Below are 21,822 nucleotides of genomic sequence, written 5' to 3' on the forward strand. Positions count from 1 at the left end.
TTGGGCTGAAAGATGAATCGATGCAGGCAGCAGATGTATTCAGTTCGAACCAAATAGATTATCTAGATATGGTAAGACAACGAGTGGAAGGAGGCACAGAATTACAGAAAAATCCATACAAAAAGCAAACCCTGGCTTGGGCCACATGGTTATTAGCTAGACTGGCAGGATGGAGCGGATATAAATCTCATGGTCCACCAGGATATATCACAATCAAAGAGGGGTTAGATAAATTCAACCAACAATTTATAGTTTATGCACAAGTAATGGAACACAAAGATGTGTGTAAAGATTAGCTTGAAAAGGGGGAAGGGATCTGTACTTAAAAATAAAATTCACAAATGTATTTTACAAGCGATTAATCTGTCCCACTTTGAAGGGGGCTTGTAATGACCTTGCTCCAGAACTAACTATGCCTTACTCCAGGTTGTACCTTCCTTGCCGTCTTTTAGCTGAATACCCAACTCCTGCAAGCCAATACGGATACGATCTGAAGTGGCATAATCTTTATTCGCTTTTGCTTCAGTCCTTAAGTTAATTACCATGTCCAAAACACCATTTAAGTCGTTACCTCCAGCATCCTCATCTTTCAGCCCCAATATGTCGAATACGAAATCGTTAACCAGTTGCTTTAATTTTTCTAAAGCTTCTGCAGAGATTTTGCCCTTACCATCGTAAACGGTATTGATAATCCTTACTGCTTCAAATAGTTCGGCAATTAGAATCGGACTGTTAAAATCGTCATTCATCGCATGGATGCATTTCTCTTTCAATGCATCGATATCAAAATCATTCTGCTCAGAAACCGTTAACTTATCTAACAAACCAATAGCAGCCATTAAACGACGGAATCCTTTTTCCGAAGCATCCAAAGCTTCATTCGAGAAATCTAATGTACTGCGGTAGTGTGCCTGAAGCATGAAAAACTTAACCGTCATCGGGCTAAAGCCTTTTTTTAGTAAAGGGTGATCGCCCGTAAATAACTCTAAAGGAAGAAAACCATTTCCCGCTGATTTAGACATCCGTGTACCGTTTACCGTAAGCATATTGGTATGCATCCAATAGCGGGCAGGTTGTTTATGGCTACAAGCCTCAGACTGCGCAATTTCGTTGGTATGGTGCGTTGCCGCCAAATCCATTCCACCGCCATGAATATCAAATTCGGCACCCAAATATTTCGCACTCATGGCCGAACATTCGATATGCCAGCCCGGAAAGCCCATGCCCCATGGCGATTGCCATTGCATCAGCGTTTCTGGTTTTGCTTTTATCCAAAGGGCAAAATCTAACCTTCCGCGTTTCTCATCCTGTCCACCCAGTTCGCGGGTATTGTTCAGCATATCTTCGAGATTGCGGTTGGTTAAAATCGTATAATTGTATTCCTTGCTATATTTTTCTACATCAAAATATACATTACCATCAACTTCGTAACCGTAACCGTTGGCTATAATTACCTTAATCATTTCGATTTGCTCGATAATGTGGCCCGTAGCTGTAGGTTCGATACTTGGTGGCAGCGTGTTGAACATGCGCAATACATCATGGAAACCTAAGGTGTACTTCTGTACAATCTCCATTGGCTCAAGCTGCTCTAATTTAGCACGTTTTGCGAACTTATCATCCCCCTCGTCCCTATCGCCTTCTAAGTGACCTGCATCGGTAATATTACGTACATAACGCACTTTATAACCAGCATATTTAAGGTACCGAAAAATTAAATCGAAAGAAATAAATGTGCGGCAATTACCCAAGTGCACATCACTATAAACAGTAGGACCGCAAACATACATCCCAACGTTGGATGCATTTAAGGGTTGAAAAAGTTCTTTTTTGCGCGAAAGCGTATTATAAAGCTGTATGCCAGTATTCATATTGCAAATGTAATATTAAGTTAGAAAGTTAAAATGATTTAATGATGGAATGTTGCCTGTTGCCCAGCTTATGATTTTTCTTTAACATTTGAAAAGAAATTAGTCTTCCATTAGAATTGTCATCCTGAGCCTGTCGAAGGACATTTAAAAAAATGATTTAATATTGCTTGTTACCAGTTTACGGTTTTTCTTTTATCATTTGAAAAGGCAATTTACTGCTTATCGGCAACAGCAGTCCCTCTTTCCGCTGTAGTCCCGATAGAAAAAATCGGGAGCTGCCGCTTCAATAGGGTTTAGGTTGGTTATTGTAGTGCTTTTGGCTAGCAAAACCGGCGCTAAACTTGCTAAGTCTAGCTGCGCCCCTGCCCAGCCAGACTTAGCAAGTTAGCCAACCCACAATTAACCAACTCCCCTAATTATTACAACCTTCAAACATTTCATCATTGTAACATTTCAATCCTATTCATTAACTTTGTACCATGATTGATTTACCGGTAGTGCCTGCTGTGACTGAAGTAAAACGTAAACCAGATTGGTTACGTGTAAAATTACCCGTTGGTAAAGAATATGCACAAGTTCGCAGTTTAGTAGATACACATAAGCTCCACACCATCTGCGAAAGCGGCAATTGCCCTAATATGGGCGAATGTTGGGGTGCAGGTACGGCAACCTTCATGATTTTAGGCAACATCTGTACCCGTAGCTGTTCTTTCTGCGCAGTTGCAACTGGCCGCCCTTTAGCCGTTGATGTTGACGAGCCCAACCGCATTGCCGATTCGGTAAGATTAATGGGTGTTAAACATTGTGTAATTACCTCAGTAGATCGCGATGATTTAAAAGATGGCGGCTCAATCATCTGGGCAGAAACCTTACAAGCTATCCGCAGAGAAAGCCCAATTACTACATTAGAAACTTTAATCCCCGATTTTAAAGGTCAGTGGGATAATTTATACCGCGTATTAGAAGAAAGGCCAGAAGTGGTTTCGCACAATATGGAAACGGTTAAGCGTTTAACAAAACAGGTGCGTATCCAGGCTAAATACGACAGAAGTTTAGAAGCTTTAAAAAGAATTTCAGAATTTGGTTTAAGAACAAAAACAGGTATTATGCTTGGGTTAGGCGAAACTGAAGAAGATATTTTCGAAGCAATGGACGATTTGGTTGCCAATGGTGTGCATATATTAACTTTAGGGCAATACTTACAACCTACGCGCAACCACCATCCGGTTGTAGATTGGATCCATCCTGATACCTTTGCCATGTATAAAGAAGCTGGCTTAGCAAAAGGCCTAAAGTATGTAGAAAGCGGTCCGCTAGTACGTTCATCTTATCATGCAGAAAAACACCTTTTTCCAATTGAAGGAATTGCATAATTCACTTATTTAAGCAGGAATTTAAAACGTTTCACAATCGTACTCCTTAGGGGAATATGTTTATAAAACATTTTTTTGCTTTTACTGTTCTGTATTGTATCTTAGCAACCAATAGTGACTGCATTAAAAAAATTAACCCTAACTGAGCCTGAACTTGTTCAAGCACTGCAATCGAAAGATCCCGCGGTTCTAAAAACACTGTACAGCATGTATTCGTCATCGCTTTATGGCGTTATTTCACGCATTATTACCCACACAGAGCTTGCCGAAGATGTATTACAAGAAACTTTTGTAAAAATCTGGCAGTCTGCTACACACTATGACAACACTAAAGGACGTTTGTTTACGTGGATGATGAACATTGCCCGCAATTTATCAATCGACAAACTACGTTCTAAAGATTTTAAGAATTCACTCAAAAACCAAGATATAGAAAATAACGTAAGTTTCGTTGATGAACAAAACAAGGTTACGTTTAATCCTGATGTTCTTGGAGTTAAGCAACTTGTAGAAAACCTTAAACCGGATTTACAAGCAGTTCTTGATTTAGTTTATTACAAGGGTTTCACTCATGTGGAAGCCGCAGAAAAGTTAGATCTGCCATTAGGTACGGTGAAAACCCGGATCCGTTTGGCTATTATTGAATTGAGAAGGAATTTTAATTGAGCGTGGAAAATTTAAAAGCATATATCGAATCTGGAGTACTTGAACTGTACGTTTTAGGTGATTTATCACCTGAAGAAGCGTTGCAGGTTGAGGAAATGGCATCTCAACACCCTGAGGTAAGAGATGAAATAGCTGCCATTGAGCAAGCTATGGAGCAATATGCTATGCAAAATGCTGTAGAACCATCTGCAGATGTAGAAACAAGATTATTCGAAAAGTTGGGGTTAAGTGAAGTTGAAGAGAATGTGAATGTTCAACCCGAACCAATTTATACAGAAGAACCAAGAATTATACGTTTAGATGGAAGTGATGCCAAAGTAAGAACTTTGCGTTATGCCTTAGTTGCTTGTATAGCTTTATTGGTAGTAAGTACAGCCGCATTGTTTATCACTTATAACAAGTTAAACGCTGCGCACGATCAAATTGCAAGTTTAAACCTGGATAAACAAAAATTTGCTGGCCTAGTAAGCAAGTTAGAATTTGAAAACCAGGGATTAGATAATATGGCTGCAATGGCCGATAGCAAAGAATGGGCAACCATCAGAATGGCAGGTCAGGCTTTTAGCCCTACCTCGAAAATGAAAGTTTACTGGAACAAAAAAGATAAAAGTGTGCTGATCAATTATGTAGCAATGGATTTACCAAAAACCGATGCGGAACATCAATATCAGTTATGGGCTTTGGTAAATGGTAAACCCGTGAGTTTAGGCGTATTTGGCAAAATGGATTCGACCAATAACGAGGCTTTAGTAAAAATGCAGGCCATTCAAGAAGCGCAGGCTTTTGCTGTAACCTTAGAGCCTATGGGCGGAAGTGTTAATCCAACAATGGATAAGCTAACGGTAATGGGTGGTGTTTAAGTAGAAATTATAATCAATTATATTAAATCCCAACATTGATAAAATGTTGGGATTTATTTTTTTTAGGAGATTTAGCGTCATTTCCATCGTCCTAACTAAAATAGCTTAAATAGGTTTCTCATCCATGTTTAGGACATTCATATTAGAAAATGAACATTTTCAGCTCCTTAGGTTCTACAGTACCGTTATTCACTTCAATCTTTTTATTGCAAATAACGCTACCCAGCGATAGGTTTATTATGATATTATTTAGGCAATAAAAAGGATTTCCGTTACTACCGGGTTTAGAAATAATGGATCCGGAGCTGATTATTCTGCGCCTTACAACCCTAAATAGGACAATTGGCCTTGCCATTTAAACCTGACAGTAGCGGGCACCGAACGCAGAGAGGTAAAGCGGATGGCAGGACTATCTACACCCAAATGCTTCTGCAATTGCTTTCCAAAGAAAGCGCATATATTTTAATACGTAAATCTTGTCGACTAGAGTGGAGGAATCTTATCGATAAAGATCTCTCCTCCAAAGGAGTTCCTTTGGAACACTGCGGTCGAGATGACGATCCTACTAAATTAAGATTTCGCTGCGTATTTAACCTCTTCGTAAGGCTGTACCAATACCCAACCCTCGCCAAAAAACTCCAATTGGAAAGATTCGCCACTTCCTCTTCCGATAAAGGAACCGAAAGTTAAATTAGTTTTAATGTTTGGTGTTAAGTTTTCAGACCAGGCTACTGTAGCATTAGGATCGGTATACACCGCCTGGTTGCCTGTAACCCTCAATAAAATCGGTTCGCCATGTGTGGTAATGGCAATATAGCCACTGCCCGATAATTTAACCTGAAATAAACCACCACTCATCATACCAGCAATGCTTTTCAGCATCTTAATTTCATTTTTAATGCCCTCTTCTAAAGCTAGCACATCATTTCCGTTTACAAAAACTGATTCGTTCTGAAGCTTTATAATCTTTACTTTCTTGCCTTCATCGGCCAAATATAGTTTACCCGTTCCCGTTGCGTGCATCAGTGAGGTACCTTCGCCTGATATGGCTTTCTTTAACAAACCGCCCAAGCCTTTGCTCAATAGCCCTTCTCTTTTAAAATCTATATTTCCGATGTAAGCAACCATCGAACCTGCTTTTGCTAAGATTTTTTGATTTTTTAGATTTACCTCCAACATGGCCGGTTTCTCTAATTCGAAAAAATCGTTTTCATTTGGATTTTCTGCAGATTCCTGAATTAATTCATTCAGCGTGTACTCTTTTTGTGCCATAATAATTTTTTTTCCGTTTTTAAGATATCTGTTATTTTAAATATTCCTGTAAACTATAAATTATAAACTAGAAGCATAGTAGATTAATATAGGTTTTTTTCCACAATTGTGACTAACCACACAACAAATAAACTATTTGGATATGAGCGCTTTAATTTCTTTAGACACCCTAGCCGCAACCTGAGAGGCGGTAACCACAAAGTGTTCGTGCGCTAAATGATCGCCTGCTTTTCCGTGAATGTAGCAAGCCAAAATAGCGGCATCTGTTGCCGTATATTTCTGTGCTACAAAGCCTGCGATAATGCCAGTAAGAATATCGCCCATTCCACCTTGCGCCATTGCCGGATTGCCTGAGGGATTGATAAGTATCTTACTTGTTGGCAGACAAATAAAAGTATACTGGTTTTTAAGCACAATAACGATCTTCAGTTTTCTCGCCTGTTCTGCAGCCGTTTGCACCCTGTCCCACCAGTTATCATGTTCGCCAAATAAACGATCGAACTCTTTCATGTGTGGAGTGATAATGGTATTTGCGACAAGTTTATCGATTAGATCAGGTTTTTCGCCCAAAATATTTAAAGCATCCGCATCGATGATCATTGCTTGGTTGGCCATGATTAAGCTTTCGAGCAGTTTTTCATTTTCAGGCTCGGTACCTAAACCAGGACCAATAGCGATTACCTGATATTTCTTGGGGTTCTCTACCCTCGTGTATTCATCCCTTGGCAGCGCCATTACTTCTGGTAAGTTGGTGTTTAAACCTATTAATCCACTCTGCGGAATGCAGGCAGTAGTTAATCCGGCACCTGTGTGTAAACAGGCCATTGAAGAGAGCAAAGCCGCGCCCATGGTATTGGTACTTCCTGCGATAATTAGTGCGTGGCCATAGGTCCCTTTATGGCTGAACAATTTTCGGGGCTGAAGGATCTTTTCAATATCACTTTCTTCTACCAAATAGAAATCAGCCTCTTGTTTTTGGATAAAAGCCTCATCCAGGTCAATATCAACGACCTCATATTTTTCAGTCGCTATGGCCGACTCGGGGAAGAAAAAGTTAATCTTTGGCCGTTGAAAACAAATTGTTTTATAGGCTTTTATACCATTGTAATCCCTAGGCAGCTTACCTTCAGCAAAAAAACCTGTAGGTACATCAACCGCATACACTTTTTTATTCAGCTTGTTAATGGCCAGAACAAGCGCCTCAAATTCTCCGCTTAAAGGTTTATTTAAACCAGAGCCTAAAATCGCATCGATAATTAAATCGGCTTTCAAATTCTTTAAATCAGAAGCCTGATTAATGATCGTTTTTTTACAACGTGTTTCCTCAATCCGTTGCAGGTTGATGGCAAAATCGTCGCTTTGTTTTTTACCGAAGTTAATGATGTAGACTTTAATATTCTCGTATCCGTTAGCGATAAGCAAATGAGCAATGGCCAATCCATCGCCGCCATTATTTCCCTTGCCACAGCATATAGCAACACTTTTATTCGTGTCGAACTCATCTCTTAAAAAGCACTGAACAAAGGTGCGTGCCGCTTTTTCCATCAGATCGATAGAGGCAATTGGTTTATTAGCAATGGTAAACTGATCGGCACTACGCATTTGCGCGGAAGTAAGCAATGTTCGCATATAACTAAGATAAGATTATACAGCTACAATGCAAAAGAGTAGGATTTTGTTTGATTTTTTATACCCAAGGGCTGGTCTTCCAAAATAATTTAAGCTACTGTCTTTTAATTTTTATACCTTTTGCCAATCTTTAGCGTTGACTATTGAATTAAATTAAATCTCAAAACAATGAATCAAAAACCATCGAATGCATTCGTGGCAGCCGCCTGGCTGGCATTAGGTATCGGAATGATCGGCTTTATTGTAGGCCTGTGGCGTTCTGATATGCTGCTCAATGAAAAAGGATATTATTTTACCGTATTGATGTTTGGCCTTTTCGCCGTAATCTCTTTACAAAAAGCTGTTCGCGATAAATTAGAAGGAATTCCGGTTACTGAAATTTATTACGGTATCAGTTGGTTTTCTACACTCTTAACCATTACTTTATTGGTAATCGGTTTGTGGAACGCTACTTTGCTACCCAGCGAAAAAGGATTTTATGCCTTTGCCTTTTTACTCTCCTTATTTGGCGCCATTACGGTGCAGAAAAACACGAGAGACAGCCAGATTGCGAATAAAAACCGCGATTCGGAATAGTCAAAACAGCTTATTCTTACCGAATTTTAATGAAACCAATGCCCAGGCATTGGTTTTTTATTTTCAACTAAAAATGAAATATATTACCTCCTTAACTAAAAAATAATTACTACTTTAAACACCAGATACCGAGGCTAATAGTTTATCATTTTCGAGCAACTCATATAAACCTATTTAAATCTTCTAAATCCTATCAATGGAACAAAAAGATAGCTTAAAGAAAACACTTACCCCCTTTATGCTGTGGGGGCTTGGTGTTGGATATGTGATTTCTGGGATGTATTTCGGCTGGAACTTAGGTCTAGAAAAAGGTGGAACACTCGGTATGGCCATCGCTACGGTTGCTATCATGATCATGTATGTTACCTTTAGTTTCAGCTATGCCGAACTGGCCTGTGCTATACCAAAAGCCGGTGGTGTTTTCGATTATGCCAATACTGCATTAGGCAAAAACATCGGTTTTATTGCGGGTGTTGCTCAAATGGTCGAATTTATATTTGCACCACCTGCCATTGCATTTGCCATTGGTGCATATTTTAATGCCTTCTTCCCTCAGGTACCGATTCTTACCAGTGCTATCGCTGTTTATTTTATTTTCACCGCACTAAATGTATATGGTGTAAAAGCCGCAGCTTCGTTCGAAGTGATTATTACTATTTTAGCCGTTGGCGAACTGCTTTTGTTCTCTGGAATTACATTGCCTAAATTTCATGCAGAAAACCTGGCGCACAATAACTTTCCAAATGGCTGGAGCGGTGTTTTTGCTGCCATTCCATTTGCCATCTGGTTTTTCCTGGGCATTGAAGGCATTGCAAATGTAGCTGAAGAAACCAAGAACCCACAGCGCGATATCAGCAAGGGTTTTGGCTGGGGCATATTTACATTGGTTGTTTTATGTGTTCTGGTTTTTATCTCCACCATTGGCATTGGCGGCTGGGAAGCCATTGTGTACAAAAACGGGAAATCAGGAGAAACTTCCGACTCTCCTTTACCACTTGCCCTTTCGATGATAACCGGCGATAACCACCTGATGTATCATTTACTTATTACGGTGGGCTTATTCGGTCTGGTAGCTTCCTTCCATGGCTTGGTTTTAGCAGCAGGTCGTTCTACTTACGAGATGGGGCGGGTGAAAAGCATTCCGTCAATTTTAGGAAAAATTTCGCCAAAATTTCAAACACCCGCAAATGCATTAATTGGCAATATGGTGATTGGTATCATCGCACTTTTATCAGGCAAAACTGCCGAAATTATTATCATTTCTGTATTTGGGGCATTAACTTTATACATTATTTCAATGATTTCGGTAATGGTACTGAGGAAAAACAAACCTGAAATGGCAAAACCTTTCAAAACGCCAATTTATCCTTTATTTCCAATAATTGCCTTAATTATTTCCTGCGTTTCTTTCATCGCAATGCTGATTTATAATCTTAAATTGGGTTTAATTTATTCGGGTATTGTTTTAGGCATATTTCTTCTATATAAAATCTTTAAAAAGGCAGATTAATGAGTACGAGCAAAGAAATTCTGGATTACGTTAAAAATCATCCCTCTGGAAAAGTAAAATTAGCTGTTGCCGATATCGACGGTATTTTGAGAGGAAAATATGTAGCTGCCGAAAAATTTGCATCTCTGGTTGAAGGTCGCCTAGGTTTTTGTGATGTTACCTTTGGTTGGGATGCGGGTGATGTGGCTTATGAAAATGGAAAATATACAGGTTGGCATACGGGCTATCCCGATGCTCAGGTTAAAATCGATCTGACGACATTCCGGAAAATCCCCTGGGAAAATGAGGTGCCTTTCTTTTTGGGCGATTTTATCGACGATCAGGATCAGGCTAATTTTGTGTGCCCACGACAATTGTTAAAAAAAATGATTACCCAGTGCGAAAGTGAAGGATTTTCGCCGCTTTTTGCACAGGAATTTGAATGGTTTAATTTTTCGGAAACACCAGAAACCATCCACGAGAAAGGTTTTGCCAATTTAAAACCCTTAAGTCCAGGCATGTTTGGTTATTCCATTTTGAGGAGCACTTATCGAAATGAGTTTATGAGCGATCTGTTCGATCTGCTTAACAAATTCGATATCCCGATTGAAGGTTTACATACTGAAACCGGGCCGGGGGTTTACGAAGCAGCCATCAAATACGCTCCTGCTTTACAAGCTGCCGATCAAGCGATATTATTTAAAACAGCTGTAAAAGAAATCGCCTATAAACACGGTATCCTTGCCACATTTATGGCTAAAATAAGTGAAAATTTACCGGGATGCAGTGGTCATGTACATCAAAGCTTGTGGGATGCAGACCAGAAGATTAACTTGTTTTACGATGAAAAAGATGCAGATAAAATGAGCGAAACGATGAAAAGTTATATCGCTGGTCAGCTGCATTGCCTTCCATACTTGTTACCAATGATTGCCCCTACCATAAACAGTTACAAACGTTTAGTTGAAGGTGTATGGGCACCCACTACAGTAACCTGGGGAATTGATAACCGCACAACTGCCTTGCGTGCATTGCCCGGAAGCAAAAAGGCATCGCGTTTAGAAACACGGATAGTGGGCTCTGATACCAATCCTTATCTGGCACTTTCGGCCTGTTTAGCTGCCGGTATGTATGGTGTTAAAAATAAACTTAAATTGGAACAGCCTGCCACCAGGGGAAACGGGTATACAGATCTCTCGAATGGAGTGTTATCGCGCAATTTATTTGAGGCTACGCTAAAAATGAAAAATTCTGACTTAGCAAAAGAATTATTAAGCGCAGATTTCGTTGATCACTTTACCATGACCCGCGAATGGGAATGTAAGCAATATGCCAAAGTAGTAACCGATTGGGAACTGAAAAGGTATTTAGAGATTATTTAGGTTGTAATCGTCATTCTGAACTTGGTTCAGAATCTTTCACACACTATAATACCCAACTTAGGTGTCTAAGGTGGTAAAACAAAAGATAAAACACAAACCTTAATTACTTAAGGTCGTAAAAAAATAAGTATCATGATATTTGATAAAATCCATCAGTTTAATTTCCCTACAACTATCCGTTTTGGTGCAGGTGCGGTAAAAGAATTACCAGCCTATTTAGCTAAGCACAATTTAAAGGCTCCATTAATTGTTACTGACACTACCATTGCACAGCTTCCGTTTTTTAAAAAAATTGTTGAAGATTTGAAGGCAAAGGGTATTTCAGTCGAGGTTTTTAACGACATCCACAAAAACCCCGTAAAAAGCGATGTTTACAAAGGCACTGATGTTTGGGATGCCACCAATCGTGATAGCATTATTGGTATTGGCGGTGGTGCCGCTTTAGATGTTGCCCGAGCAATTGTACTCCGCGTTAATCACCGCGAAGACTTATTTAAATATGATGATTTAATCGGTGGCGATATTTATGTAACCAATGATGTTCCACATTTCATCACCATTCCAACCACATCTGGCACCGGAAGTGAGGTTGGTCGCAGTGCAATTATTGCCGATGATGAAACTCATCAGAAAAAAATCCTGTTCTCTCCCAAATTAATGGCGCAGATCGTTTTTGCAGACCCGGAGTTAACCATGGATTTACCGCCCTTTATCACAGCCGCAACAGGCATGGATGCCCTAACGCACAACATGGAAGCTTATCTGGCCAAAAATTTCCACCCCATGTGTGATGGCATTGCCTTAGAGGGAATTTCATTGATCAAAGATTCTCTGGAGCGGGCAACCAACAATCCTGATTTAGAAAGCCGTAGTAAAATGTTAATGGCTTCGATGATGGGGGCCATTGCCTTTCAAAAAGGTTTAGGCGTAGTACATTCGCTGGCACATCCCCTTTCGTCATTGTTAGATACCCATCACGGTTTGGCCAATGCGGTGAACATTCCTTACGGTATGCAGTTTAATATTGCAGGTTTTGAAGACCGTTTTAAAAAAATTGCCCGTACGTTAGACCTTAAAGATGAAAATGGTGAAGCTGTTGTAAAATATCTGTTCGATTTAAACACGAAGGTGAATATTCCGCATAAATTGAGTGATATTGGCGTTAAAAATGAGCATATAGAAACACTTGCCGATTTAGCCTTTGCAGATTTTGCACACCCAAACAATCCTAAACCGGTAAGCAGAGCAGATTTTAAACAATTGTATTTAAGTGCGTTCTAAAGTGACATTAACCACAGATAAAGAGGATAAACACAGATAAAAGGCTTTGTATCACTAAAATCAAAAAATTACAATCCAAATCTGTGTTCATCTGTGAAAATCTGTGGCTAAAACATAAAAGACTATGTCTGATAAAATAATCATTGGCGTTACCGACTGCAGCAAATACACCATTTACCGCGATTGGGTTTTATCCTACGACAAAAGTGTGGAGGTAATCCAGCTCGGGTATAAGCTTAACAATTTCGACGAGATTAAAAAATGCGATGGGATCGTTTTAACCGGAGGGGAAGACGTACATCCGAGATTTTATAATCAGCCTGAATACTATCCTTACTGTTGTGATGATGATATTGACGAAGAACGTGACGAGTTTGAATTTAAGGTTTTAACCTATACCGAAGCCAATTCTATCCCTGTTTTGGGCATTTGCCGGGGCATGCAGGTAGGCAATGTGTTCTTTGGCGGAACTTTGATTCCTGATATCCCAACGTGGGGAAAATTCGATCATTCCAAAATGCACGATAAATCAGACCGCTATCACGAAATTTTAATAAATCCTTCCTCGTGGCTAAACCAGATCGTAAATACGGATAAGGGCTTGGTGAACAGTAACCACCACCAAAGCACCGATAAAACAGGGAAAGACTTAGTAGTGAGCGCAATATCACCAGATGGCGTTACCGAAGCCATGGAACGGATGGAACCCGAAGGAAAATCTTTTCTGTTATTTGTACAATGGCATCCGGAACGGTTAAAAGACCAGCATAGCCCCTTTAGCAAAAATATACACGAGGCTTTTATTAATGCGATAAAATTAAATATTAACCACAGATAAAAAGGATAAACACAGATAGCAATTGTTAAGCTAACTTAGGATGTTAATGCTAAACCTTCATTTAAAAATCTGTGTTCATCTGTGAAAATCTGTGGTAAGAAAATAAAGAACATGCAGATCATCAACCCAGCAACAGCAGAAATTATAACCAGTTTAGCGGAAGATAACTCATCTACGCTTCAAACCAAATTTGATACTTTAAAAAAGGCTCAGCCTCAATGGGCCAGCAAACCCCTTAGCGAAAGAATCTCAGTTATCGCTCAGTTTAGTGATTTACTGGAAGCTGATATAGAAGAACTTGCCGCAGTGTTAACTAGTGAAGTAGGCAAACCACTGCAGCAATCGCGCAACGAAATTAATGGCGCAAGAACCCGCATTAAATGGATGTTGGCCAATGCCGAAAAATACCTGGCCGATGAAGTAATGACAGATGAACCAGGTCTCAAAGAAATCATTAAATATGAAGCACTGGGTGTAATTTGTAATATCTCAGCCTGGAATTATCCTTATCTGGTTGGCGTAAATGTTTTTATCCCGGCCTTACTGAGTGGCAATGCCGTAATGTACAAACCTTCAGAATATGCCACCTTAACTGGAATCGAGATTGAAAAATTGCTAAAAAAAGCGGGTGTGCCTGATGATGTCTTCCATATCGCGATTGGCGCAAAAGAAACAGGAGCAGCATTATTAGAGATAGACTTTGATGGTTATTTCTTTACTGGCTCCTACAAAACGGGGAAATTTATATACGAAAAAGTAGCTTCTAAAATGGTGCCCTGTCAATTGGAATTGGGTGGAAAAGATCCGTTGTACATTGCCGACGATGTAACCGATGTTGCTGCTGCTGCTATTGGTACTGCCGATGGTGCTTTTTACAATAACGGACAAAGCTGCTGTTCTGTAGAACGTATTTATGTACACGAGAAAAACTACGATAACTATTTAAATGCATTCGTTACCGAGGTTAAAAGCTGGAAAACCGGCCTACCCACAACCGATGGTGTGTATATTAGTGCCTTAACACGGAAGGAACAGATTTCGGTACTGGAAAACCAGGTTAAGGATGCCTTAAGTAAAGGTGCAAAATTATTAGCAGGTGGCAAGGCTGTTAAGGGAAAAGGTTATTATTTTGAACCAACAGTGTTAACCGATGTTACCAACGATATGTTGGTGATGCAGGAAGAAAGTTTCGGACCGATTATCGGAATTATGAAAGTGAAAGATGATACTGAGGCTTTAAATATGATGCAAGATACCGATTATGGCTTAACGGCTTCTGTTTATACCGCTAGCCAGGCAAAGGCCGAAAAAATATTGGCCCAGCTAGATGCCGGTTCGGGTTATTGGAATTGCTGCGACCGGGTGAGTGCATCGCTGCCCTGGAGTGGAAGAAAGTATTCGGGCATTGGCGCTACCCTATCGCATCAGGGATTAAGGGCCTTTACCAAACCAAAAGGCTATCATTTAAGGGGATAATAAATGGAAAACGACAGCGATAAACAACTTATCGAAGGCGAAATTGCCGATTATTTATTAACTGATGACGGAATACTCATTTCGTATAGTAAAAGTATTTTACGTACTGTAGAAAATATTTCGGCCAATGTTGCGCTGGTGAAGAAAATCACCAATAACAAGAAGGTTCCATTGTTAATTTACTTAAAAAACTCTCCTGTTCCGGACAAAGAAACTCGAAAGTTTTCTACGGAACAGTTGCCCCAAATTTATACTGCTATGGCGATGGTTTCGAAACCCGGTTTAGCACAATTGATTATGAAAATCCTGTTTAAATTTCAAAACCCACCTATCCCGATGAAATCATTTACCGATGATGAAAAAGCGAGAACATGGTTAACGCAGTTTTTGTAGATTAAATCAAAAAAGATATCATCCTGAGCTTGTCGAAGGACAATATTTTTAAAAATCAACTAAATCTGTGGGACAAAACAGCTATTCCCGCAGATAAAAAAGATTTTCGCAAATGATGACTTTCTCTGTGAACTTTGCTGTTAGGTCTTCGACTCCGCTCAGACTGACAAGTCTCTAATAATGCCATAAATTCAATCACGATTTTATCCAACTCCAAACACTATGCGCTCCGCGCTTTGCTTCTTGCACATTTCCCTCTACACAAATACCAGCTATTAAAATCTTTTTTAATAAATTGCGGATTATACTTATATCCGGTTAACCCGTTTTAATTATTTTAATGAAAAAATTATTCCTGATTATCTCCTGCTGTTTTTTTGCAGCCAACACCTTCGCTCAAACTATTGTTACAGAAACTGAAATTGGCGATGCCGAGAGCGCAGTTGCACAAACACCAATTGCCATTATACCTGAGCCTGTATCTTTAATGAAAAAGGCAGGTACTTTTACCTTGCCCGAAAATGTAACTATCCAGGCTGTTAAAAGTGGAGAATTAAAACAGTCTATCGCCTACCTTTCTGATCGGATTAGCACTGCAACAGGTAAATTTGTAAGCACCGTAAGTAATTCGAGTCATCCTACCATAAAACTGATTTTAAACACACAAGAAGATACACAATTAGGTAAAGAAGGCTACAAATTAAATGTTAATCCTACTCAGGTGGTCATCACAGCAAATCAGCCGGCTGGTATTTTTTATGGCGTTCAATCGCTCCTTCAGCTTTTCCCGGCCGAAATAGAAAGTAAAGAACAAGTAAGTGGCATCAAATGGAAAGCACCTTGCGTTGATGTAGTAGATTATCCAAAATTGGGCTGGAGAGGTTTAATGTTCGATGTTGCCCGTCACTTTTTTACTAAACAGGAAGTAAAGCAGTTTATTGACGATATGGTACGCTATAAATTTAACCTCTTGCATTTACACTTGGTAGATGATGAGGGATGGAGAATTGAAATTAAGGGCTTGCCTAAGTTAACTGAAATAGGTGCCTGGAGCGTTAAAAAAACCGGAACTTTCGGCGATTTCATCCCACCCACTGCTGATGAGCCCCGCACTTATGGCGGTTTTTATACCCAAGAAGATATTAAAGAACTTGTTCAGTATGCACAAGAACGTTTTGTAAACATATTACCGGAAATCGATGTTCCTGGGCATAGTTTAGCCATTATCGCCTCTTACCCGGAATTATCTTGCACGCCTGACGCAGTTAATTATAAAGTGCGCTCAGGCGAAAAAATAATGGATTGGAGCCGTGGTGCACCACCAACAGCTTTGGTTGATAATACGCTTTGCCCGGCAAACGAAAAAGTTTATGTGTTCTTAGATTCGGTACTTACCCAGGTAGCTAAACTTTTTCCTTTCGAGTACATCCACATGGGTGGCGACGAAGCCCCACATAATTTCTGGGAAAAGAACGATCAGGTTAAAGCCTTAATGCTTCGCGAAGGTTTAAAAACCATTCCTCAGGTTCAGGCTTATTTTGAAAAACGTGTAGAACAGATCGTGATTTCGAAAGGTAAAAAGTTTATGGGCTGGGACGAAATTCTTGAAGGTGGTGTATCGCCAACAGCAGCCGTAATGAGCTGGAGAGGAATGAAATATGGCATTCAAGCTGCGAACGAAAAGCACAACGTGGTAATGAGCCCGACTGATTTTGCCTATTTAGATTATATGCAGGCTGATCCCATTACAGAGCCAAAAGTTTATGCCTCGTTAAGGTTAAATAAAGCCTATCAGTTTAACCCTGTTCCGGCAGGCGTAAATGCACAATATATTATTGGTGCACAAGCTAACCTTTGGACAGAACAGGTATTTACTTTCCGCCAGGTAGAATATATGGTTTGGCCACGCGCGTTTGCCATTGCGGAATCGATCTGGAGTCCGATTGAAAAGAAAAACTGGACAAATTTTGTTGATCGCACACAACAGCATTTCAAACGATTAGATTTAGCAGAGATTAAATACTCACCTGCTATTTACGATCCGATTTTCACGGTAAAACGCAGTGCAGATAAACAATTAATGATCGAATTAACTCCAGAAATAGACGGTTTGGATATCTACTATAGCTTTGATAACTCTACTCCCGACCGCTTTTACCCGAAATACACAGCCGCATTACAGGTACCAAAAGATGCCAGTATGTTACGTGTGATTACTTATCGCGGCAAACAACCCATTGGAAGATTGATCAGTATGCCTATTGCTGATTTACAGAAAAGAGCACGTTAACCAATCAGCATTAAGATTCCCGCCTTCGCGGGAAAGACGGAAATATATACAATGGGTAAAGAAATAGAGCGTAAATTTTTGATCGATCAGCAAAAGTGGAATAACCTGAGCAAACCGGAAGGAAAACTTTTTAGACAAGGTTATTTACTTAGCGATAAAGATAAAACGGTGCGTGTAAGGGCAACCGAAACCAAAGGCTTTTTAACCATAAAAGGTCAAACCATTGGTGCCACCCGGATGGAATACGAGTATGAGATCCCAGTTGCTGAGGCCATAGAATTATTGGATAATTTCTCTTTATCGGAGCTTTCGAAAACCCGTTACGAAATCTCGTTTAGTGGTAAGCTTTGGGAAGTAGATGTATTTTTAGGCGATAACAAAGGCCTGATTGTTGCCGAAATTGAACTTGAAAGTGAAGACGAAACATTCGACCTTCCTGATTGGGTAAGCAAAGAGGTTACCGAAGAAGAAAAATATTACAATTCCAATCTAACAGTTACTCCGTTTAAAGATTGGATTTAGTTCGCTTATAAGACCTTATAGATTTTAAAAACCTCTAAGGTCTGTTCAAAATTTATTCATAAATAATTAAAAGATTTTAGTTTCTAATTAAACGCATTTCATATATTAGCTTTACCGAAGTCATCCCACTAATAAAAAAGGAAATTATTTTAATTTCTAAGCATTGTATTGTCAAATAATATCAATATAAAACCAAAAGGATGAAAACAACTAAATTATTACTGAGCATGGTTATTGCAACTACACTTTTTTTTGTAGGCTGTAAACCAAAAGATGCAGATATCCAAGCTGCAATCCAAGCTAAAGAAGCGGCAGGCATTACGGTGGCCGTTACCAAAGGCGACGTAACCTTAACTGGTGAAGTTGATGATGAAGCCACAAAAGCCAAAGCAGAAGAAATTGCAAAGGCAGAAAAAGGAGTGAAATCTGTAATCAACAATTTAACGGTTAAACCAGCAGATGTACCTGTTGTAATTGCCGAAGACCCTGCTTTAATTAAAAATGTTGCCGATGCTACCAAAGATTTCCCGACAGTAAAAGCTGAAGTTAAAGACGGTGTGATTCTCTTAACCGGCGAGATTAAAAAAGCCTCTTTAATTACTTTAATGCAACATTTGAGTGCATTAAATCCGAAAAAAATCGACAATAAATTAACCGTTAAATAAACCCGACCATGGCATTAGCAGATAAATACAAAGCATTAACTGACGCAGCAACTGCGGCAGGCATAGCAGATTTAGCAGTAAGAGAGCAGGACGGTGTTTTATACATAGATGGAACTGCTGCCGATGGCGCAACTAAAGACCACCTTTGGGAAGTTTATAATCAGATTGATCCAAACTTTACATCAGGTGACTTGGTTCTGAATGTAAACGTGGCCATTGATGCCGCGGTTACCCATGCAAAAGTTATTACACAGAGCAGTAATTTAAATATCCGTAAAGGCCCGGGAACGGACCAACCTATTGTAGGTAAAGCTGCCCATGGCGAGGTAATTACCCTTGTAAACAGAAGCAACGATTTATGGTGGCTGGTACGAACTAACGATGGCGAAGAAGGCTATTGTTATGCGCAATATTTAGAAGCGCAAGCTTAAAAATGTGAACAGACCTCGCAGGTTTATGAAACGTGTGAGGTCTGTTTCAAAATTAAATCAACTGATGTTCGTGCGCGAAATTCAGTAAACCAACAATTGATTTTACACCGGTTTTACGCCAAATGTTTTTACGATGGGTTTCTACCGTATGCTCAGAAATAAACAACTTCCGGCCAATATCAGCCGAAGTGTATTCTTTGGCAATCAACTTAATCACTTCTACTTCTCGAGGTGATAGAGTATTCACTTCTTCAGTATGATTTTCCCGCTGGTAACCATTAATAAATTTAGCTGTAATGGAATTTTGTATATAGGTTTCGCCAAGCATAACTTTATTAATTGCTTTATGTAGTTCGTGAAACTTTACATTTTTCAATAAATAACCAGTTGCCCCAGACTTGATCATTTTCGAGATATTGATAAAATCATCCTGCATAGAAAGCACGATAACTTTAATTTTTGGAAATTCTCTTTTAATCAATTTAGTTAAATCAGCTCCGATTTTCTCGCAAACACTAACGTCGGCAACCACAATATCTGGCGTTTTAGTTCTAATCAATTGTTCGGCAAGTGTAGCAGAATTGACCTTACCAACAACAACAATACTTTCAGAATCACTTAGAATGGATTCAATACTATCTATTAATGCATCATAATCGTGAATTAAAAAGACCTTGATCTTTTCCATAAAGTTTAGTTTTAAAACGGTAACCATTTTTCAACAGAATTTCGGGCAAAAAATTTGAAGAGATTTTAAACTAAAAGTTTTAATCTCTTTCAAAATCTACCCCATATTCTATCTAAAGCTTTAAATCTTATGTTTTTAACTAAGGCAGGTAGCAATTTGTTGTTGGCATGTTCAAATAAATTAGCAACCTGCTTTTGCATAGCGGTTGAGTGAAGCCAATCGGAAATACTGTGGTTATTTTTATTGCATGTTGGGTAATGATACGAAGCTATTACATGCCTGCAATACCCATCCTTCATAAAAAGATTGAAAAATATGCTAAGCAGCATCAATTTCAGGCCCAGAAACATAATAGTACTGTTTGAGCGCATAATATAATAAGGATATTAATTGTTTTGTTAATCTAATTTAAACAAAAATTTCATCTTGCTACTATAATTATCAATTTCTTAATATAAAAAAAGCGCAAAGCCAGTATTGAAATTTACCGATCTTTGCGCTTTTATGTTATGATAAGTATTTTACTTGCTTAATGGTACTGCAACATTTGGTTTAATAATACCTCTCAGTTCTACATCAAATACCAAGGGCGTAAATGGATTAATTGGCCCGCCACCATTTTCGCCAAAACCCAATCTTGATGGCAAAATCATTTTGATCTTACCACCAACACCAATAAGTTGGATTCCCTGGATAACCCCTTGCGGCAATTGGCCTAATGGTAAGCTACGTGGCACATATTGCACGCTTTCAGAGAAAATTCCAGCTTCTTTTGCGATTTTAGCATTCGAAGTATCAAAAACATTCAATGTTCCATTCGATTTTTTGTTGGTAAACTGGCCTGTATAGTCCATCAATACCGTATCGGTTAAAGTTGCTCTTTCTGAGTTGCCTGGAGCAGAAATTATATATTGCAATCCAGATGGCGCAGTAGTTACCTTTAAATCATTCTCGGCAACGTATTTTGCAATTTTAGCAGGCTCTACTACTTTATTTTTCTCATTTAGCGCTTTATACTCCGATTCAAAGAAAAGTCGTTTCTTCGCTTCGAAAATAGAATCGGGATCTTTCCCTTTATGCAATACTTTTTCAATTTTAATCGTAAAAGAAGCAATGTTTGATTTTAGTCCTTTTGGTTTAGGCTGACCTGAATATTTCTCCATCGAATCCAGGTTCAATTTAAAAACAGCGCTATCTCCTTCACCAAGCAGTTTCAATCCAGAGGCTAAATCGCCTTTAAACATCGATTTGCTAATGGCAAAGAAAGCAGGACGCTCATTGTCATAGGTATTTACCATCACCGAATCGGGATTAGTATTGGTTTCTACCGTTTGAACACCGTTTAACTTTACATAATCGCCATCCTGAATTTTCGGCTTACCCTCACTTTTATAGATCTTGTAAGTCATATCTCCTTCACCCTTTTCGAATTTGTTACAGGCAGACAGGCCTAATGCCGCTGCCAAGAGAATAATAATTCCGTTCTTCATTTAAATTTTATTTATTTAAAAACAGCCTGCATATTTTTTTTCAAAATACCTGCTATTTTATTAGATCACTACAAAGATAGGTTATAATAAGTTTTTATAAATCTTTGAAATGTTTTATTTCTTGGTTCAGTATCAAAAAAAGATAAGCCAAAAAAAGAGGCTGTATCATAAATATAGAATTGTCATCCTGAGGATAATTTATTTTATAAAAATCAATATGAATGAGGTATGATCAATTTCTTTGGCCTTACTGCACGGCCTTGCTTCGACTCGCCGCCGCCGATGGGCTCTTTCTTTTTGTCATCAAAAAGACCAGCAAAGCTAGCTTGAACACAGCTAAAAAAAATAAAAGCAAGTGAAAAAACAAAAAATGCCGGCTTAAAATATTTTTATTAAAGTCAGTAGTATGGCTAGAATAGTGGAGACCGAAAAATTTGTTAGGCCGGATTTAAGTAGAACGGAGATACGGTGCTACGGCCTAGCTATACGGAAATGCATAATGCCGCAAGTCGCTCATTCATAAATAAATGCAAAATAACATCAATGGTAGCCTGTCAAAGGACCTGTTTAAATATATCGAAAGGCGTTTCGACTACTTGTCCCGATTTTTCGGGAAGCTCAACGTGACAA

General features: G+C 39.1%; 19 protein-coding genes and 1 pseudogene. 15 read left to right on the forward strand and 5 right to left on the reverse strand.

Annotated elements, in window-relative coordinates; translation table 11 throughout:
- A pseudogene (locus tag EZ456_RS25200) lies at window positions 1-296 on the forward strand (hypothetical protein); the annotation flags it as partial.
- Between the two features lie 114 nt (window positions 297-410).
- On the opposite strand, the gene cysS reads toward EZ456_RS25200, so the two are convergent.
- The gene (gene cysS, locus EZ456_RS24250; RefSeq protein ID WP_131534702.1) at window positions 411-1,871 is read right to left on the reverse strand and encodes a cysteine--tRNA ligase; all 1,461 of its coding nucleotides are present in this window, start codon (window positions 1,869-1,871) and stop codon (window positions 411-413) included.
- Between the two features lie 479 nt (window positions 1,872-2,350).
- Between cysS and lipA the strand changes: the two genes are divergently transcribed.
- The 3 genes from lipA to EZ456_RS24265 all read left to right on the forward strand — a co-directional run bounded on the left by lipA (window position 2,351) and on the right by EZ456_RS24265 (window position 4,770).
- The gene (gene lipA, locus EZ456_RS24255; protein ID WP_029278501.1) at window positions 2,351-3,244 is read left to right on the forward strand and encodes a lipoyl synthase; all 894 of its coding nucleotides are present in this window, start codon (window positions 2,351-2,353) and stop codon (window positions 3,242-3,244) included.
- Between the two features lie 114 nt (window positions 3,245-3,358).
- Window positions 3,359-3,910 (forward strand): RNA polymerase sigma factor, encoded by a 552-nt coding sequence (locus tag EZ456_RS24260; RefSeq protein WP_131534704.1) that lies wholly within the window; start codon window positions 3,359-3,361, stop codon window positions 3,908-3,910.
- A gap of 2 nt (window positions 3,911-3,912) precedes the next feature.
- Window positions 3,913-4,770: an anti-sigma factor gene (locus EZ456_RS24265; RefSeq protein WP_131534706.1), complete on the forward strand. Its 858-nt coding sequence runs from the start codon at window positions 3,913-3,915 to the stop codon at window positions 4,768-4,770.
- A gap of 570 nt (window positions 4,771-5,340) precedes the next feature.
- Here EZ456_RS24265 and EZ456_RS24270 read toward each other — a convergent pair.
- Both EZ456_RS24270 and EZ456_RS24275 read right to left on the reverse strand, forming a co-directional pair.
- Complete coding sequence (locus EZ456_RS24270) at window positions 5,341-6,042, reverse strand: AIM24 family protein (RefSeq protein ID WP_131534708.1); 702 nt, start codon at window positions 6,040-6,042, stop codon at window positions 5,341-5,343.
- Window positions 6,043-6,174: 132 nt separating this feature from the next.
- Window positions 6,175-7,671: an NAD(P)H-hydrate dehydratase gene (locus EZ456_RS24275; protein ID WP_225876615.1), complete on the reverse strand. Its 1,497-nt coding sequence runs from the start codon at window positions 7,669-7,671 to the stop codon at window positions 6,175-6,177.
- Window positions 7,672-7,839: 168 nt separating this feature from the next.
- Here EZ456_RS24275 and yiaA point away from each other — a divergent pair, with 168 nt between their 5' ends.
- The 11 genes from yiaA to EZ456_RS24330 all read left to right on the forward strand — a co-directional run bounded on the left by yiaA (window position 7,840) and on the right by EZ456_RS24330 (window position 19,014).
- The gene (gene yiaA, locus EZ456_RS24280; protein WP_086549109.1) at window positions 7,840-8,247 is read left to right on the forward strand and encodes an inner membrane protein YiaA; all 408 of its coding nucleotides are present in this window, start codon (window positions 7,840-7,842) and stop codon (window positions 8,245-8,247) included.
- Window positions 8,248-8,443: 196 nt separating this feature from the next.
- Window positions 8,444-9,757: an ethanolamine permease gene (gene eat / locus EZ456_RS24285; RefSeq protein WP_131534710.1), complete on the forward strand. Its 1,314-nt coding sequence runs from the start codon at window positions 8,444-8,446 to the stop codon at window positions 9,755-9,757.
- The gene (locus EZ456_RS24290; protein WP_131534712.1) at window positions 9,757-11,118 is read left to right on the forward strand and encodes a glutamine synthetase family protein; all 1,362 of its coding nucleotides are present in this window, start codon (window positions 9,757-9,759) and stop codon (window positions 11,116-11,118) included. The genes eat and EZ456_RS24290 overlap by 1 nt, the downstream gene beginning before the upstream one ends.
- A 132-nt stretch (window positions 11,119-11,250) precedes the next feature.
- The gene (locus EZ456_RS24295; protein ID WP_131534714.1) at window positions 11,251-12,399 is read left to right on the forward strand and encodes an iron-containing alcohol dehydrogenase; all 1,149 of its coding nucleotides are present in this window, start codon (window positions 11,251-11,253) and stop codon (window positions 12,397-12,399) included.
- Window positions 12,400-12,523: 124 nt separating this feature from the next.
- The gene (locus EZ456_RS24300) at window positions 12,524-13,237 is read left to right on the forward strand and encodes a gamma-glutamyl-gamma-aminobutyrate hydrolase family protein (protein WP_131534716.1); all 714 of its coding nucleotides are present in this window, start codon (window positions 12,524-12,526) and stop codon (window positions 13,235-13,237) included.
- 111 nt (window positions 13,238-13,348) lie between these two features.
- Entirely contained in the window at window positions 13,349-14,713 is a 1,365-nt protein-coding gene (locus EZ456_RS24305; protein WP_131534718.1) for an aldehyde dehydrogenase family protein, read from the forward strand.
- Between the two features lie 3 nt (window positions 14,714-14,716).
- The gene (locus EZ456_RS24310; protein WP_131534720.1) at window positions 14,717-15,106 is read left to right on the forward strand and encodes a SpoIIAA family protein; all 390 of its coding nucleotides are present in this window, start codon (window positions 14,717-14,719) and stop codon (window positions 15,104-15,106) included.
- Between the two features lie 340 nt (window positions 15,107-15,446).
- Window positions 15,447-17,396, forward strand: coding sequence for a beta-N-acetylhexosaminidase (locus EZ456_RS24315; RefSeq protein ID WP_131534722.1), 1,950 nt, complete (start codon window positions 15,447-15,449; stop codon window positions 17,394-17,396).
- 51 nt (window positions 17,397-17,447) lie between these two features.
- Window positions 17,448-17,918 carry a CYTH domain-containing protein gene (locus tag EZ456_RS24320; RefSeq protein WP_131534724.1) on the forward strand — a complete coding sequence of 157 codons (471 nt, stop codon included), beginning with the start codon at window positions 17,448-17,450 and terminating at the stop codon, window positions 17,916-17,918.
- A gap of 200 nt (window positions 17,919-18,118) precedes the next feature.
- Window positions 18,119-18,583 (forward strand): BON domain-containing protein, encoded by a 465-nt coding sequence (locus EZ456_RS24325; protein WP_205945167.1) that lies wholly within the window; start codon window positions 18,119-18,121, stop codon window positions 18,581-18,583.
- Window positions 18,584-18,591: 8 nt separating this feature from the next.
- Complete coding sequence (locus EZ456_RS24330) at window positions 18,592-19,014, forward strand: SH3 domain-containing protein (RefSeq protein WP_131534726.1); 423 nt, start codon at window positions 18,592-18,594, stop codon at window positions 19,012-19,014.
- Window positions 19,015-19,066: 52 nt separating this feature from the next.
- Here the strand turns inward: EZ456_RS24330 and EZ456_RS24335 are convergent, their stop codons facing one another.
- Both EZ456_RS24335 and EZ456_RS24340 read right to left on the reverse strand, forming a co-directional pair.
- A complete protein-coding gene (locus tag EZ456_RS24335; RefSeq protein ID WP_165501407.1) occupies window positions 19,067-19,702 on the reverse strand; it encodes a response regulator in 636 nt (211 codons plus the stop codon).
- A gap of 521 nt (window positions 19,703-20,223) precedes the next feature.
- A complete protein-coding gene (locus EZ456_RS24340; RefSeq protein ID WP_131534730.1) occupies window positions 20,224-21,192 on the reverse strand; it encodes an FKBP-type peptidyl-prolyl cis-trans isomerase in 969 nt (322 codons plus the stop codon).
- Window positions 21,193-21,822 lie beyond the last annotated feature (630 nt).

Source organism: Pedobacter psychrodurus (genome assembly GCF_004331735.1).
Lineage (GTDB): Bacteria > Bacteroidota > Bacteroidia > Sphingobacteriales > Sphingobacteriaceae > Pedobacter > Pedobacter psychrodurus.

Bases quoted from the DNA above. Each gene is read 5' to 3' on its own strand.
- cysS (WP_131534702.1), bottom strand. From the start codon at position 1,871: ATGAATACTGGCATACAGCTTTATAATACGCTTTCGCGCAAAAAAGAA.
- lipA (WP_029278501.1), top strand. From the start codon at position 2,351: ATGATTGATTTACCGGTAGTGCCTGCTGTGACTGAAGTAAAACGTAAA.
- EZ456_RS24270 (WP_131534708.1), bottom strand. From the start codon at position 6,042: ATGGCACAAAAAGAGTACACGCTGAATGAATTAATTCAGGAATCTGCA.
- EZ456_RS24275 (WP_225876615.1), bottom strand. From the start codon at position 7,671: ATGCGAACATTGCTTACTTCCGCGCAAATGCGTAGTGCCGATCAGTTT.
- yiaA (WP_086549109.1), top strand. From the start codon at position 7,840: ATGAATCAAAAACCATCGAATGCATTCGTGGCAGCCGCCTGGCTGGCA.
- eat (WP_131534710.1), top strand. From the start codon at position 8,444: ATGGAACAAAAAGATAGCTTAAAGAAAACACTTACCCCCTTTATGCTG.
- EZ456_RS24290 (WP_131534712.1), top strand. From the start codon at position 9,757: ATGAGTACGAGCAAAGAAATTCTGGATTACGTTAAAAATCATCCCTCT.
- EZ456_RS24295 (WP_131534714.1), top strand. From the start codon at position 11,251: ATGATATTTGATAAAATCCATCAGTTTAATTTCCCTACAACTATCCGT.
- EZ456_RS24300 (WP_131534716.1), top strand. From the start codon at position 12,524: ATGTCTGATAAAATAATCATTGGCGTTACCGACTGCAGCAAATACACC.
- EZ456_RS24305 (WP_131534718.1), top strand. From the start codon at position 13,349: ATGCAGATCATCAACCCAGCAACAGCAGAAATTATAACCAGTTTAGCG.
- EZ456_RS24310 (WP_131534720.1), top strand. From the start codon at position 14,717: ATGGAAAACGACAGCGATAAACAACTTATCGAAGGCGAAATTGCCGAT.
- EZ456_RS24315 (WP_131534722.1), top strand. From the start codon at position 15,447: ATGAAAAAATTATTCCTGATTATCTCCTGCTGTTTTTTTGCAGCCAAC.
- EZ456_RS24320 (WP_131534724.1), top strand. From the start codon at position 17,448: ATGGGTAAAGAAATAGAGCGTAAATTTTTGATCGATCAGCAAAAGTGG.
- EZ456_RS24325 (WP_205945167.1), top strand. From the start codon at position 18,119: ATGAAAACAACTAAATTATTACTGAGCATGGTTATTGCAACTACACTT.
- EZ456_RS24330 (WP_131534726.1), top strand. From the start codon at position 18,592: ATGGCATTAGCAGATAAATACAAAGCATTAACTGACGCAGCAACTGCG.
- EZ456_RS24335 (WP_165501407.1), bottom strand. From the start codon at position 19,702: ATGGAAAAGATCAAGGTCTTTTTAATTCACGATTATGATGCATTAATA.
- EZ456_RS24340 (WP_131534730.1), bottom strand. From the start codon at position 21,192: ATGAAGAACGGAATTATTATTCTCTTGGCAGCGGCATTAGGCCTGTCT.